This window comes from Flavobacterium sp. ENC (assembly GCF_020991415.1).
Classification (GTDB): Bacteria; Bacteroidota; Bacteroidia; order Flavobacteriales; family Flavobacteriaceae; genus Flavobacterium.
On record NZ_JAJMOY010000001.1, the window covers coordinates 106,738 to 123,228 of the forward strand.

Here is a 16,491-nt window from a genome sequence, read left to right on the forward strand (position 1 = left end):
TTATTTTTTAATTAAAATTGCAAATTAACTCCTAACATGTACGATTTTGCCTGAGGGTAATATCCTCTGTCAACACCTTGTACATTGTCCATACCAGCCGCAGTTGGGCCTCCAATTTCTGGATCAAAACCACTATATTTAGTGATAGTGAACAAATTTTCTCCTGTCAGGTACAATCTAACTCTTTGCAATGCAATACTTTGTATCCATTCTTTTGGCAATGAATATCCAAGTTGAATTGTTTTAAATCTGAAGAAATCTCCTTTTTCCAAATTAAAATCAGATGGATTACTAAAGTTTTTATTGGTATCGTCTGTCGTAACTCTAGGATAAGTGTTTGTAGATCCCGGTCCTGTCCAGCGTCCTAAAACATCTGTTGAGTAATTTGCATTTATGATATCTAATCTTCTTAGACCTTGATAGATCTTGTTTCCACCAGCGCCCTGACCGAAAACTAATAAGTCAAATCCTTTGTAGTCTAAGTTTAAAGTAAATCCATAAGTGAATTTAGGTAAAGAAGTTCCTAAGAAATCTCTATCATTTCCATCAATAACACCATCATCATTTAAATCTTTCCAACGGAAATCTCCTGGTTTAGCATTAGGTTGTATTACAGTACCTCCTGAACTTGTGTAAGCATTAACTTCTGCCTGAGACTGAAAAATACCATTTGTTCTGAATCCGTAAAATGAATTGTATGCCTGTCCAATCTGAGTTCTGTTAATTTCATAAGAACTTGATTGCACTGTCTCATCTCCTGCAATAAATCCGGTTCCTTCAGCGATATAAGTGATTTCATTTTTGATATAAGAGAAATTACCATTTACCGAAAGATTTAAAGCTCCGATTTTTTTTCTGTACCCCAACTCTATGTCAAGACCTTTGTTTTGCATACTTGCTAAGTTAGCGTAAGTATCTCCTGTTGATCCAACATAACCCGGGTTAGGAACTGCCATGATAATACCCTCAGTCTTTTTGTTGAATAAATCTACACTTAAATTAAAATCCTGAAATAATGTTGTTTCAAAACCAACGTTCGCTTGTTTTGTTTCTTCCCATTTCAAATCAGGGTTAGGAATAGCATTTGGACTTTGCCCTGGTGTAGGTATTCCTCCAATTGTATAATTTCTTTTAATACCTACTGTTGAGATAAACAAGAATTCCGGTGAAGAGTCATTACCTGTTACCCCGTAACCTCCTCTGATTTTTAAGTTGCTTATAACGTTATTTTCTTTCCAGAAACCTTCTTTTGATGGTACCCATCCTAAAGATACTGAAGGGAAAGTTCCGTATTTATGATTTGGTCCAAATCTTGTAGAACCATCACGACGAATAATACCTGTAAAAATGTACTTTTCTTTGTAATCATAGTTTAATCTTCCGAATAAAGACTCTACTCTGTGCTCGTATGCCTGAGAATCATATGCATTGGCAATTTTATCTGTAATAGGAACTTCAACATTAAAAGAAGCTTCCGCATGAGTTGTTGCAGGAACTCCCTGATACGTAACATCATTACCAGAAGTAATGTTATCCACATACGTACCTTTTCCTACTAACACACTGAAATTATGATCACCAAATTTTTTAGTGTAGTTTAAAGTATTCTCCCAGTTCCAGCTGAATGACTTTTTGTATGATCTGAATAATTCATTTTTATCTCTTTTTGTAGCTCCGTTAAGGAAAAATACCGGAGTAAAATTATCTGATCCGTAGTATGCTAATTTACCACCAGCCGTCGATTTAAATTTCAATCCAGGTAAGATTTCTGCTTCAACAAAAATGTTACCTACAAAATTATCAGAGAAATCATTATTGCCCAATCTGGTTTGCGTGTAAGCCAACGGGTTTGTATTTTCCTGAGTTACGATAGTTGAAATACCATAATAGTTTCCATTAGCATCTCTAAGTGCATTCGGATTATTTTGATAAATTGGCTGATTTGGATTGGTCTCAATGATTGGTGTCAATGGATCTAAATTGATCGCAGATGCCAATGGACCACCGAATTCGTCATTCGTATTACCAATACCAATTGTTTTTTCGTTAGAGTACCCTAAAGTCTGACCAATTTTAATATACTTCCCTAATTTATGATTCGAGTTTAAACGAATATTTTTTCTGGTGTAGTGAGAAATATCAGTTGTTACAATACCTTCCTGATCTAACAAACCAAATGACATGTAGAATGTAGAAGTGTCATTTCCTCCACTGAAACTTAATTCGTGAGAGTAACGTTGCGCACTATTGTTGAAAATAGCATCCTGCCAGTTTGTCCCTTTTCCGTAATTTGTTGCAGTTGAATAAGGTGCCGGTTTACCTCCATTTGTATATGCCTCATTCATGATAGTTACATACTGAGATGCATTCAGTAAATCAATTTTGTTAGAAGCTTGCGAAGTACCTGCATAGCCACTGTAATTCACTGAGATTCCACCAGATTTACCTTTTTTAGTAGTTACTAAGATCACCCCTGCAGCTGCACGAGAACCATAGATTGCTCCTGAAGCACCATCTTTTAACACCTCGATAGATTCGATATCAGACTGGTTCAGGTATCCTATACCTCCGTTATCAACGATAACACCATCCACTACCCATAAAGGATCGTTATTGTTTAAGGTAGTAAATCCACGAATACGGATCGTCGAAGCAGATCCCGGCTGTCCTGCATTTGCTGCAATCGAAACCCCCGAAACTCTACCTTGCAAAGACTGCTCGATTCTGGTTACAGGAAGATTCTCCAAAGCTTTCGCTTTAACACTTGAAATAGAACCCGTTACTACACTTTTCTTTTGTGTACCGTATCCTACTACTACTACTTCATTTAAACTTTGAGATTCAGCTTTTAATCTGATTTCAATTTTAGTTCTTCCGTTTACAGCTTCCTGTACTGTATTATAACCTACAAAACTAACTGTTAGCGTACCATTTGACGGAACATTGATTTGAAATTTTCCATCAAAATCAGAGGCAGTTGCCTTGTTTGTACCTTTAATTAAGATTGTTGCCCCTGGGACGGGTAATCCACTTTCATCATTTATAATTCCATTTACCGTAACATCCTGTGCCATTGCGATAACTGAAAACAATAGAGATGAAAAACAAAAAATAAGTAATTTTGTTAATTTCATTTTTCTAAAAATTTTGGTTAATTAATTAGTAATTTGATGCAATAATAAAGTTAAATTTTTACTATTTATAATTAAAATTCATTACAAAAACACATCAAAAGATAAATTTACACATTACAAAAACACATCAATATATTTTTAATCAATTGATTTTTAGTTAATTAATAATAATTTTATATTGTTATAGAATTGTTAACTAAATAAAATAAACACTACATTTAATGAAAATGAATTATTTTCGCTATTATGAGAAAATTTTCAAATAAAACACAATAAAGCATCTGCAATAATCAGAAAAAAAGCAGATTATAAAACATTACTAATAAAAATACTGATTTAAAATTATGAAATTCATAAATACATATATTTCAATTTTTCTCTTGTTTATGATGCCTTTTGGTGTTTCTTCACAGGTAAAAAACATCGGATTGCCGGGGATTAAGAACTATAAGCGATCGGATTATAAAGGCGGGACGCAAAACTGGAATATTGATCAGGATAAAAATGGCAATGTTTATTTTGCAAACAATAGCGGATTAATACAATTTGACGGTTCGACCTGGAAGAAATATTCCCTTCCAAATAATACCGCAATCCGAAGTCTGAAAATAGATGGTTCGGGAAAGATTTACGTCGGCGGAAATAATGAATTTGGTTTTTTTAAAAGTGATGAGAAAGGAAAGCTAATATATCACTCCCTTTCCAAGTTAGTCAGTTCAAAAGACAGCAGAAATATCAACCTGATCTGGAGAATACATATCTATAAAGGTGAAGTAATTTTTCAGTCCTTTACAAAAGTCTTCTTTTACAAAAATGAAAAGCTCCATGTCTTAAATGCACCCAGAAAATTTCAATTTTCTTTCCTTGTAGATAACCATTTGTACTTTCAGGATAAAGTACTCGGAATTTTAGAGTATAAGGACCACAAATTGGTTGCCCTAAAAGGAACTACTTCTTTAAACGACAAGGAAATATGGGCCATGTTTCCGCTGCCTAACAATAAAATACTTTTTGCAACATTAGAAAAAGGACTATTTATTTACGACTACAACAGCGTAAAACCCTGGGAAACAGAAGCCAATTTTTTTATCAAAAAAAACACCTCTCTCGGCGGATCTATCATAAAAAACAAATTTATTGTTTTAAACTCTGTTCTTAATGGTGTCATTATTTGTGATTTAAACGGAAAAATAATCCAGCACCTAAACCGGCAAAAAGGCTTACAGAACAATACCATCTTAACCTCATTTGTAGACAACAAGAACAATTTATGGCTGGGTCTCGATAACGGGATTACCTTTATAAATCAAAATTCACCCTTTACCTTTTTCGACTATAGCTATAATATAGGTACTGTTTATGCTTCCGTAATTTTCAACAAAAATTTATACGTAGCCACCAATCAGGGTTTGTTTTACCATTCCTGGACCATTCCTTTTAAAGATGAACCATTTAATCGCGTTGAAGGAACAATTGCGCAAGCCTGGAACATTCAGGTAATAAACAACACGCTCCTTTGCGCAAGTAATAGCGGGGCACTGGTAATAGATCAAAATAAGGTTTCCAAAATTTTAGACAGCAGGGGATATTTTGGTTTCAAAACAATTCCCAGTCATCCCGGTTATATTATTGGGGAAAGTTATAATGGATTCTCCGTTTTTAAAAATTCCTCCAGAGGAATCAATTTTATCAATCAGGTAACGGGATTTGACGAAACAACAAATACTTTTGAAATCGAGCTGGACAACAATTTTTTGTGGTTAAAAAAAGATCCTTACTTGTATCAGATGAAATTATCAGATGATCTTAAAAGATTTGACTACATAAAAAAACACCTGCAAATTTCGCCTTCCTACAAGGGAATCGGGAGCCTGCAATATGTAAATGAGAAAGTGTACTTTCAAACTAAAAACCATTTTTACAGGTACAGCAATGAACAGGAAAACTTTTTTGAAGACAAAAAATTAAGCGCTTTGTTCCGGAAAATACCACCGATAAACACACTAATAGAAGACAGTGCTCATAATTTGTGGTATTCGTATAACGAATCTATTGGCGTCTTATTGAAAATGAAAAACGGAACTTATGATCGTCAGGAGGCTCCGTTTTCTAACCTGACAGGCAATCTGGTAAATAATTACATATCTGTCAATACAATTGACGCTAACAATATTTTCATTGGACTGACAGACGGACTTGCACATTATGATTCCAAAATATCGAATAATTTCATAACCAAACCCAAAGTGTTTTTTGAAAGCTTTTCGTCGTCAACTGATACGATTACAGCTGGCAATCTTGAAAAACCATTAACCGATCTTACAATTCCATACCACTCCAACCACGTAAAATTCACTTTTTCATCTCCAACTTACGAAAATCAGGAAAACGTAACGTATTCGTATAAACTGGAGCCCTTTGAAGAGAACTGGCGTAACTGGTCCACTATTTCGATAAAAGAGTACACGAACTTAAGAGAAGGAAATTATAAAATGCAAATCAAGGCAAAAAACAGCTACGGTGTAGAGTCTGAGGTTTCAGAAATTAACTTTACTATTTCGCCGCCCTGGTACAGACATTTATTAGCGTACCTCGCTTATTTTCTCTTAATTCTTGCCGGAGTTTATATTACTTCTAACAGGATAAAACTCAAAATCAGAAAAAACAAATATTACGAAACCATAGAACAAAGAAGGCTGTATCTGGAAAAGGAATCCAAAATCCGATCCGATCAACACGAGCTGGAAAAAGAAATTGAAAGATTAAAAAGTGATAAACTTCAAATAAAAATCCTGGCGAAAGACAAGGAACTGGTAAGCAATTCCCTTCAGGTAGTAAAGAAAAACAAGGTACTGAACGGTATTATTCAAAAGATTAAAGACATCGACACCAATACTTTAGACGATACGACTAAATTTGAATTTAACAAGCTGCACAAAAGCATCGTAAAAGAAGTCAATACCGATAAAAGCTGGAAAGACCTGGAAAAGCACATTAAAAACGTGCACTTCGAGTTCCTGAAAAGACTAAAAGAAAAATACCCAACCATTTCACCCCGCGAACTGGATTTATCTACTTATCTGTTGATGAATATGTCGACAAAGGAAATCGCTGAAATCATGAACATTTCAACAGGAGGGGTAGAATTAGCCAGATACCGCCTAAGAAAAAAACTCGGCCTGAACAAAAAAGAAAACCTGATTGGTTTTTTAATGAGCATATAAATAAAAAACGCCATCAATTGATGGCGTTTCTTTATTGTTTCACTTAAATGTACTCTAATGTACGCTCTAAGGCCATTCCCCGCGAACCTTTTATCAGAATGGTATTATCAGTTAACGTAATCGTTTTTAAATGGTCTGCAAAAGTATCGAAAGTTTCAAAGAAAGAAACATTGTCATTAGCAATCCGGTGTGCGTAGAAATCTTTTCCAATCAAATAACAAAGAGATTGATTCTGACTGACTACGGCATCCACAATAATTTTATGCTCCTGACTGCTTTCACTTCCAAGCTCAAACATATCACCCAGTATCATTATTTTATTCGAATTGTCCAATTGTACAAAATTCGCAATAGCAACAGCCATACTGCTCGGATTGGCGTTGTAAGCATCTAAAATAATCTGGTTCGTTCCTTTTTTTAGTAATTGAGACCTGTTATTGTCAGGCGTATAACTCTCAATTGCTGCCTTAATAGCGTTATTTTCAACTTTAAAATAAATAGCAATAGCAACTGCCGCATTTATATTATTTGCATTATAAAGCCCTATTAAATTAGAATTTACACCAAACGCATCATAATTAATAACCACAAAAGGATTTGCTTCTATAGCATTGATTCTGACATCGGCTTCAGCCTTATTCAGCCCGAAAGTAAAATGTTTGATCTCTTTAGACTTCTCCACCTGAATCGGATCTTCAAGATTAATAAAAGCGGTTTTATTATTTACAGCAAGATACTTATACATTTCACTTTTACCTTGTATCACTCCTTCAACACCACCAAAGCCTTCTAAATGTGCCTTACCAAAGTTTGTAATGTAGCCGTAATCGGGTTGCGCTATTTCGCACAAAAACTCAATTTCCTTTTTATGATTAGCGCCCATTTCAACAATTCCAATCTCGGTATCTTTTGTAAAAGACAATAAAGTCAACGGAACACCAATATGATTATTTAAATTACCAACGGTAGCTTTTGTCTTAAACTTTTTTGACAACACTACATTTATAAGTTCTTTAGTTGTCGTTTTACCATTACTTCCGGTTAGCGCAATAACGGGCAGACCTAAATAAGCACGGTGAAATTTTGCCAGTTCCTGCAACGTTTCCAAACTGTCCTGAACCAGTATTGTTCTTTCATCAATAAAATAAGACGCATTGTCAATAACAACAAATAAAGCGCCTAAATCAAGTGCCTGTTTTGCAAAAGTGTTTGCATCAAAGTTTTCTCCTTTGATGGCAAAAAACATAGATTTCGCTTCGATTTTTCTGGTATCTATTGAAACCGATTTACATTGCAAGAATAAATTATGAATGTCCTGAATATTCATTTGTAAAATTTTTTATTAGGATAAAAATAGAAAAAAAAGAATAAAAAAATTCCAAATTCCGTACTGAAGAATCAGCTTTTGGAATTTGGAATTTTTTTATTGAAATTTTCTAAAACCTAGTTTCTAGGTGATTTTCTTCTTTCAGCTTTTGAACCTACTCTTGACATCGCACATCTGAATCCGATGTAATCTGTTGCCATATCCTGAGGAAAATATCTTCTTTGAGCCGGATCTAACCAATAAGCTCTGTCTCTCCATGATCCACCTTTGTAAACTCTAACTTTATCATCGATTAAAGTAGTACGTTTACTGGAGTTGTCATATTTTCTTACCATTTTACCTAAACTATCTGTTGTGATATTATGTTTAGGAGAATTGTACATATTTTGATCTGCTTTTGCTCCCGCTTCAGAATCTCCAAAGTCAAAATATTTAGATGATTGTTTGTCACCATCTCTATAATTGATATTGTCGCTTGTACTGAAGTTTGTTCTCAAATATGTTTCGTTTTCGTCAACCGGCACCTGAGCAATTTCTCCCGGAAGGTTTCTTGCTACCACTTTACCATTACTTAAAGTATCGTATTTGATGTTTTCTTTAGTAATAATTTCAAGTTTACCGTCTTTACCAATTTTGTTTTTAGCATATTGATTTCCTCTATAGTAGTTAAAATCATTTGCTTCATTATCAATAATAGGTCTGTAAACGTCAGCTACCCATTCTGCAACGTTACCTGCCATGTCGTATAGACCAAAATCATTTGGTGCGTAACTTTTTACAGCGTTTGTAATATCTGCTCCATCATCTGACCAGCCAGCAATTCCACCGTAATCACCGTTACCTTGCTTAAAGTTAGCCAATTGATCTCCTTTGTTTTTACGTTTAGCTGAACGTGTATAATCTCCGGACCAAGGATATTTCTTTTGTCCTTTATATATGTTGTATTCTCTTTGTCCAACATCAGCAGCAGCAGCGTACTCCCATTCTGCTTCAGTAGGAAGTCTGTATTCCGGTAAAATAACACCTGAAGAACGTTGTGCGTACACATTTTTCTCTTCTACAACACCATCCTTATTCGCTTTTGGTCTTTTTCCGTTAGGATTTTTCTTTAATACCAATTCTTCATTACCACCATAAGTAGTAGATGGAGATGCAACATACGCTTCAGTATTAAACAAACTTTCTGCACTAACATCTGTAGTTTTAGCACCTTTTTTAAGATATCCGTTTTTCTCTAAAACAGCTTCGTTTACACGGTCTGTTCTCCATTTACTAAATTCAACTGCCTGAATCCAGTTCACACCAACCACAGGGTAGTTAGCATAAGAAGGGTGTCTTAAATAGTTGTTTGTCATCGTTTCGTTGTATCCTAAACGATTTCTCCATACTAAAGTATCAGGAGATGCTCCTTCATAAATATTTTTGTAATTTTCTTCTGTTGGAGGAAAAACTTTTTTAAGCCACTCCAGGTATTCTAAATACATACCGTTAGTAACTTCAGTTTCGTCCATGTAGAATGATTGAACGTGTTGTTGAGTTGGTGTGTTATTCCAATCATGCATAACATCATCCTGTACTTTACCCATAGTAAACGTACCTCCTTCAACAAAAACTAAACCAGGACCAGCCTGTTGTTTTTTTCCTGCATTTCTGGCAGAAGTTCCATTCTGACTGTCTACATCCCAACCAGTTGCTCTGGAAGCGTGACTGGAACTCGATTTTTTGCTACAACTAGCCGTGCCCAACATCAATACCATTGACATCATTAATTGCAAGACTACAATTTTGTTTACTTTCATACTCATTCTTAGGTGATAAATTTAGGTGCTGCAATATAATAATTAACATTTAATTAGCAACATCTGTTCTCATAATTTTATTTAGCTGTTTTTTACCAGAAAATAACCTATAGTTACGAACGCAAAAATATACTTTTTATTATTTACTATAACATGAAATACTATATTTTTACTTACTAAAATATTTTAAAAATAATTTCCATTTTTAAGTCTATGAAACAAACCTTTTTTCTATACCTGTTTTTCATCTCATTTGCTTCATTTTCCCAGATAAACGGGAGCTTTACGCTAGATTGGCAAAGTAAAAAAGGGACAGGTTTCGGCGACAACAGAATTGTTATCCCCTACTTTTCCGGAGACGCTTTTCGACTGGATACTACTAAAAAAAGCATAACATTGTTGCTTAATCTGGCCGAATCGGGCTACTCAAACGGCAGTTCTCTTCAAATTACCAACATCACATACGAAATGATTTCAACTGCCGACCTGGGAGATTTAACACTAAAAAACATACCCTCCAAATTAGATGAAACGCTGGAAATCGCTTCAGCAAGAGATAAAACACAAGCTTTTATCTCTCTTAATCCAATTATTCGAGATGGAAACGGATTCAAACGTGTAAGATCATTCTCCTATTCCATAAATAACACAACATCAAAAAGCAATAACGCAGCTTCTTTTCAAAAAGCAAATGAAATTCAGAATTCGGTTTTATCATCCGGGGACTGGTATCGGTTTTATATCGAAAAATCAGGTGTTTATAAAATCTCAAAGTCTTTTTTACAAAGTTTAGGGTTTGATGCCGACAAAGCTGACCCAAAAAGAATCAAAATTTACGGAAATGGCGGCAGGATGCTTCCCCTTGACAACAATAGTTACTATCCCAATGATTTAACTGAAAATGCCATTCAGGTTATCGGAGAAAATGACGGTGTTTTTAACAATGAAGATTATATTCTTTTTTATGGTGAAGGTGTTGACAACTGGAACGCTGAAAGCCAGACGAACATTAACATATTCGATTCAAAATCGTACTACTATATAACCATCGCAGGAGGAGAAGGAAAAAGGATTTCGACCCTAAACCAACCCACAAACAACAGCACACTGGAGCTAAATACTTACGACGACTATCAATATCACGAAATCGACAAAATAAACATTGCCCATAGCGGAAGACAATGGTTCGGAGAAGCCTTTGATATTGATACGGAGCAGGAATTCGATTTTAGTTTTCCCAACCTTGATACTGCAACTCCTGTAAAAATACAATTAAATGCAGTTTCAGCTGCGTACACAACCACTTCATTTACCATCTCGGCAAACGGACAGAATATCAGCACTCTTAATTTTACTCCTTTAGAAACAAATTCGGAAGTTAAATTCAGTGATAACAAACTTCCTTCAAATACCACATTTCAAGGTGCTGAAAATATAAAAATCAAACTTGCATACAATAATAATAGTGTTCCGGGATCAAAAGGATATCTGGATTATATCAATTTAATTGCCAAAAGAAAACTATTAGGTATCGGCAAACAATTTAAATTTCAATATGATTTGGCCGCTTCAACGCCGGGAATCGTAAATTACACTATTGGCAATGCAGCAGGCATTACTCAAATCTGGGATATTACTGACCTATATAATGTCTTTAAAATCGAAAATACCGCCCAGGCCAATTTCAGCTTCAAAGCTTCTTTAGGAGAAATCCGAAAATATATCGCAATTGATCCGGCAGATTATTACAGTCCTTTAAAAGAAAACCAGTCCAAAGTTGCCAACCAGAATTTAAAAGGAACTCTTTTTAAAAACTCGCAAAATACATTTCAGGATATTGATTACGTAATCGTTACACCAAAATTTTTAGCTTCCCAGGCTGAAAATCTGGCAAACTTTCATCGTAACTATTCGAATTTGAATGTAAAAGTAATTGCCTTAGAAAACATCTATCAGGAATTCTCTTCCGGAAAACAGGATGTTGCAGCCATTAGAAATTGCATTAAATACATTTATGACAATGCTTCTGCTACAGACAAAAGAATAAAATACCTGAATTTATTTGGCGACGCCTCATTTGACTATAAAAACCGAACACAAAACAACAACAACATTGTACCTATATATCAGTCTTTAGTAAGTAATACTATTGGAGAAGCATCTTTTGCTTCAGATGATTTTTTTGGACTAATGGATTCCGACGAAGGAAACCTGACTTCTTTTGCCAAAGGGATTGATATAGCCGTGGGAAGAATGCTGGTTTCAGGCAATACTCAGGCCCAGGAAATGGTCAATAAAGTTTTAGAATATCACAATGTGAAATCTTACGGAAACTGGAGAAACAACTTTGTTCTGATCAGTGATGATTCCGACAAAGATTCAGATGCCACCTTACAGTCCAGGCAAAACACTCTGGCCGATGTGATAGCCACAGAAAAACCATTCTTTAATATCTATAAAATTATCCTTGACTCTTATACACAGGAAGCTTCATCCGGCGGTTCCCGGTACCCGAAAGCGAGAACAGACTTATTTAATGCTTTTGAAAAAGGAGCTTTAGTTTTTAATTATTTAGGCCACGGAGGAGAAGACGGATTAGCCAGCGAACGAATTTGGGAAAAAACCGACGGGCAAAACCTGAATAATCAATATAAATACCCCCTATTTATCACCATTACCTGTGAATTTTCCCGATTTGACGACCCCACAAGGCCAACCGCAGGCGAATACACGTTCTGGAACCCGAAAGGTGGTGCCATCTCAATGCTGACTACTATTCGTTCTATCGGACAATACAACGCAGAAAACTTTAATGACAGCCTAAGCAAAAATTTACTGGCCTACGGATCGAATCAATATACTACGATTGCAGAAACACTTCGGATTTCAAAAAATGAAAAACCAAGTTCATCCAGTAATGTTATCTTTTACCTGGGAGACCCTGCTTTAATGTTAGCCATTCCAAAACCCCGAATTAATTTAACAAAAGTAAACGATGTTGTTGTTTCACAACCGATTTCTGATTTTAAATCGCTTTCCAAAATTAAAATTACAGGCGAAATAACCGATGAAAACAATACGCTGTTAACCAATTATAATGGAGAATTATTCACCGCTATCTTCGACAAATCAATTACTTCCTCAACGTTAAACAATGATGGTCTGAGCCCTGCGATGTCGTTTAAAACTTTGGGAGAGACCATTTTCAGAGGAAATGCCTCTGTAAAAAACGGACAATTCGAGTTCAGCTTTATCGTACCAAGGGATATCAGAATCCCGCTTGATAATGGCCGCATTAGTTTTTACGCAAAGAAAGACGGCCTTCTCGAAAATCAAACCGGTTACAATACCACAATTAAAATTGGCGGAATAAATGAAAATGCACCTCAGGACAATATAAGTCCGAAAGTGAAGTTATATATGAACGACGAAACATTTGTTTCGGGTGGAATTACAAATAGTTCCCCCTTCTTATTGGCTTTTTTAGAAGATGAAAATGGTATAAATACCGCTAGTGGAATTGGTCATGATATTGTAGCGATTTTAGATGGAGATGTTAGTAATCCGTATGTTTTAAATGATTATTATCAAACTAAATTAGACGATTATACGAACGGAAATTTGCGTTTCCCTTTAAGAAATTTAACAGCAGGAATACACACTATAAGTTTTACGGCATGGGATGTTTACAACAACCCTGTGACAAGCGAAATACAATTTATAGTCGTAGGAGATGAATCTCTGACCCTTTCACACGTTCTTAATTATCCAAACCCGTTTTCCACCTATACCCAATTTTGGTTTTCACACAACAGACCTTATGAACCGCTGGATGTACAGGTTCAGGTAATGACCATTACAGGAAAAGTCGTATGGACTAAAAACCAGGTCATTACAACAGAAGGATTCTTATCAAGAGAAATAACCTGGGACGGAAAAGATGATTTTGGAGACCGGATCGGAAAGGGAGTTTATATCTATAAACTTACCGTAAGATCTAATTTAACAAATAAAAAGGCAGAAAAGTACGAAAAGCTTGTCATCTTATAAAAATATATATATTTGTACCATAAACATATTTAGTCCATAAATGAAAAAAATATCACTCTTCTTAATTTGTTTCCTCGTTATTTCATACGCAAAAGCACAGAACATAGTACCAATTACTACCGGAGTTCCTTTTTTATTAGTAGCAGCAGATGCCAGAGCAGCCGGTTTGGCGGATCAGGGTGTTGCGACTGCAGCCGATGCGTACTCGCAACAATGGAATCCTGCTAAATATGCTTTTTCAGTAGACAAGCAAGGTTTCTCAGTAAGTTACACTCCTTATTTAACAGACTTGGCCAACGATATTTCGCTTGGACAAGTAACCTATTACAATAAGATCAACGAACGAAGCGCCTTCGCGGGTAGCATTCGTTATTTTGGTTTTGGTGATATTGAATTAAGGAGAGATCCTAACGATATTCCAAATGTCGTATCTCCGAATGAATTTGCCTTAGACGGTTCTTACTCTTTGAAGCTTAGCGACGAATTCTCGATGGCAGTTGCTGCGAGATATATCCGTTCCAATCTAAAAGTGGCTTCCGAGGATACTGACGCATCAGCTGCGGGTTCTTTTGCCGTAGACGTTGCCGGATTTTACCAATCAGAAGAAATTGCCTACAACAGCTTCAACGGAAGATGGAGAGGTGGTTTTAACATTCAGAATATTGGACCTAAAATCAGTTATGACAATGACGATTTAAGTGCAAACTTTTTACCGGCCAACTTAAGACTGGGTGGTGGTTTTGACTTTATTCTTGACGATTACAACAAAGTTGGCGTAAGTCTTGAATTTACAAAACTTTTAGTACCGACTCCTCCGGGACCGGGAACTGCTGTTGACACCAATGGTGATGGCGATTTTACGGATCCTGAAGACGTTACTCAGGAAGAAGCAAATTCGATAAGCTACAATAAATACAACGAAACAGGATGGGCATCAGGAATTTTTAAATCTTTTGGAGATGCACCGGGCGGTTTTAGTGAAGAGCTAAAAGAAATTACCTATAGTTTAGGAGCAGAATATATGTATCAGGATTCCTTTGCGGTACGAGCAGGTTATTTCCACGAAAGCCCTGAAAAAGGAGCCCGTCAGTTTTTCTCTCTGGGAGCCGGATTCAAATACAATGTAGTAAAAGTTGACGTTTCTTACTTATTTTCATCATCGAAAGTTAAAAATCCACTGGAAAACACACTTCGTTTTTCTTTAACCTTTAACTTTGGCGACAAATACGAAGTTTACTAAATAAAATTAATAACGAATAATTATAATCCAAATTTCTACTTTTTAGGAATTTGGATTTTTTTTCCCTTAAACAGAATGAAAGAAATTAGTGTTACATCATCATTTACGGCATACGATTCCCTGAACGAACTACCGAAAGATGTTCAGGATTTAATGAATGAAGCAGTCGAAATTCGCAAAAAAGCTTATGCTCCCTATTCACAATTTAAGGTTGGAGCAGCTTTACTTTTAGATAACGGGGAAATAATTTCAGGTTCAAATCAGGAAAATGCCGCTTATCCATCAGGATTGTGCGCAGAAAGAACTGCCATTTTTTACGCAGGAAGCAAGTACCCTGAAGCCAAAATTCTGAAAATGGCCATTACCGCAGCTTCCGATACCAACCAGACCACAGCGCCAATTCCGCCCTGCGGGTCCTGTAGACAATCAATTGCAGAATATGAAATAAAACAGGACACTCCTATAGAAATTTATTTTATGGGTGAAATTGGTGACATTTACAAATCTGCATCCCTAAAAAATCTCCTTCCTTTTATGTTCGATAAAAAGTTCTTGTAAAAAAAGACCAAAAAGTAGCTTTTAAATTTTAGTTCTTAAACGGAATGTCTTATTTTTGCATCCCGACCTTTCGGGCGCAAATTTGTGGGAGGAAACTATTTTGCGTTATAGGCAACAATTGATAACACAAACAACTTTAGCAAAAGAAAGAATTCAGATGAAAGAAGTTACAAAAGAAGTATATTTAAAGTGGTACGAAGACATGCTGCTTTGGAGAAAGTTTGAAGACAAACTTGCAGCATTATACATTCAACAAAAAGTTAGAGGTTTTCTACACTTATATAATGGACAGGAAGCCGTATTAGCGGGTGCTTTGCACGTTATGGACCTGACTAAAGATAAAATGATTACTGCTTACAGAAACCACGTTCAGCCAATTGGTATGGGAGTTGATCCAAGACGTGTAATGGCTGAGCTTTTAGGAAAAGCAACAGGAACTTCTAAAGGTATGGGAGGTTCTATGCACATTTTCTCTAAAGAGCACCGTTTTTACGGAGGACACGGAATTGTAGGTGGACAAATTCCGGTAGGAGCCGGTTTGGCTTTTGCTGATAAATATTTTGAAACCGGTGGTGTTACCATGACTTATTTTGGTGACGGAGCAGCAAGACAAGGTTCATTACACGAAGCTTTCAACATGGCTATGTTATGGAAATTGCCAGTTGTATTTATCGTTGAAAACAACGGTTATGCGATGGGAACTTCTGTGGAAAGAACAGCCAATCACACTGACATCTGGAAACTTGGTTTAGGATACGAAATGCCTTGCGGACCAGTTGACGGAATGAACCCTGTAAAAGTAGCTGAAGCAATGACTGAAGCAATTGACAGAGCGCGTCGTGGAGACGGACCAACTTTCCTTGAAATGAAAACGTACCGTTACAGAGGACATTCTATGTCTGATGCACAATTATACCGTTCGAAAGAAGAGGTGGAAGAATACAAAAAAATTGACCCGATTACTCAGGTTTTAGATGTAATTATGGATCAAAAATATGCTACGGAAGAAGAAATTGAAGCAATTGACCAAAGGGTTAAAGATCTGGTTGAAGAATGTGTGAAATTCGCTGAAGAATCTCCATATCCTGAATTGCAACAATTATACGATGTAGTATACGCACAAGAAGACTATCCATTCACACCTCATAAACTATAACAT

The 16,491-nt window shown here is 35.9% G+C and carries 8 protein-coding genes; 5 read left to right on the forward strand and 3 right to left on the reverse strand.

The window, feature by feature from the left end; genetic code table 11:
- Nucleotides 1–11: 11 nt before the first annotated feature.
- Nucleotides 12–3,134, reverse strand: coding sequence for a TonB-dependent receptor (locus LPB89_RS00470; protein ID WP_230699792.1), 3,123 nt, complete (start codon nucleotides 3,132–3,134; stop codon nucleotides 12–14).
- Nucleotides 3,135–3,478: 344 nt separating this feature from the next.
- On the opposite strand from LPB89_RS00470, the gene LPB89_RS00475 reads away from it, so the two are divergent.
- Complete coding sequence (locus LPB89_RS00475; protein ID WP_230699793.1) at nucleotides 3,479–6,358, forward strand: triple tyrosine motif-containing protein; 2,880 nt, start codon at nucleotides 3,479–3,481, stop codon at nucleotides 6,356–6,358.
- A 43-nt stretch (nucleotides 6,359–6,401) separates the two neighbouring features.
- Here LPB89_RS00475 and murF read toward each other — a convergent pair whose 3' ends face one another.
- Together murF and gldJ are read right to left on the reverse strand one after the other, a co-directional pair.
- Complete coding sequence (gene murF / locus LPB89_RS00480) at nucleotides 6,402–7,685, reverse strand: UDP-N-acetylmuramoyl-tripeptide--D-alanyl-D-alanine ligase (protein ID WP_230699794.1); 1,284 nt, start codon at nucleotides 7,683–7,685, stop codon at nucleotides 6,402–6,404.
- 116 nt (nucleotides 7,686–7,801) lie between these two features.
- Nucleotides 7,802–9,484, reverse strand: coding sequence for a gliding motility lipoprotein GldJ (gene gldJ, locus LPB89_RS00485; RefSeq protein WP_230699795.1), 1,683 nt, complete (start codon nucleotides 9,482–9,484; stop codon nucleotides 7,802–7,804).
- A gap of 213 nt (nucleotides 9,485–9,697) precedes the next feature.
- Between gldJ and porU the strand changes: the two genes are divergently transcribed.
- The 4 genes from porU to pdhA all read left to right on the forward strand — a co-directional run bounded on the left by porU (nucleotide 9,698) and on the right by pdhA (nucleotide 16,488).
- Entirely contained in the window at nucleotides 9,698–13,534 is a 3,837-nt protein-coding gene (gene porU / locus LPB89_RS00490) for a type IX secretion system sortase PorU (protein WP_230699796.1), read from the forward strand.
- 40 nt (nucleotides 13,535–13,574) lie between these two features.
- Nucleotides 13,575–14,774, forward strand: coding sequence for a type IX secretion system outer membrane channel protein PorV (gene porV / locus LPB89_RS00495; RefSeq protein ID WP_230699797.1), 1,200 nt, complete (start codon nucleotides 13,575–13,577; stop codon nucleotides 14,772–14,774).
- A 75-nt stretch (nucleotides 14,775–14,849) separates the two neighbouring features.
- Nucleotides 14,850–15,332, forward strand: coding sequence for a cytidine deaminase (cdd, locus tag LPB89_RS00500; RefSeq protein WP_127337788.1), 483 nt, complete (start codon nucleotides 14,850–14,852; stop codon nucleotides 15,330–15,332).
- Nucleotides 15,333–15,489: 157 nt separating this feature from the next.
- Nucleotides 15,490–16,488 carry a pyruvate dehydrogenase (acetyl-transferring) E1 component subunit alpha gene (pdhA, locus tag LPB89_RS00505; protein ID WP_230699798.1) on the forward strand — a complete coding sequence of 333 codons (999 nt, stop codon included), beginning with the start codon at nucleotides 15,490–15,492 and terminating at the stop codon, nucleotides 16,486–16,488.
- The last annotated feature ends 3 nt before the right edge of the window (nucleotides 16,489–16,491 follow it).

Bases quoted from the DNA above. Each gene is read 5' to 3' on its own strand.
- LPB89_RS00470 (WP_230699792.1), bottom strand. From the start codon at position 3,134: ATGAAATTAACAAAATTACTTATTTTTTGTTTTTCATCTCTATTGTTT.
- LPB89_RS00475 (WP_230699793.1), top strand. From the start codon at position 3,479: ATGAAATTCATAAATACATATATTTCAATTTTTCTCTTGTTTATGATG.
- murF (WP_230699794.1), bottom strand. From the start codon at position 7,685: ATGAATATTCAGGACATTCATAATTTATTCTTGCAATGTAAATCGGTT.
- gldJ (WP_230699795.1), bottom strand. From the start codon at position 9,484: ATGAAAGTAAACAAAATTGTAGTCTTGCAATTAATGATGTCAATGGTA.
- porU (WP_230699796.1), top strand. From the start codon at position 9,698: ATGAAACAAACCTTTTTTCTATACCTGTTTTTCATCTCATTTGCTTCA.
- porV (WP_230699797.1), top strand. From the start codon at position 13,575: ATGAAAAAAATATCACTCTTCTTAATTTGTTTCCTCGTTATTTCATAC.
- cdd (WP_127337788.1), top strand. From the start codon at position 14,850: ATGAAAGAAATTAGTGTTACATCATCATTTACGGCATACGATTCCCTG.
- pdhA (WP_230699798.1), top strand. From the start codon at position 15,490: ATGAAAGAAGTTACAAAAGAAGTATATTTAAAGTGGTACGAAGACATG.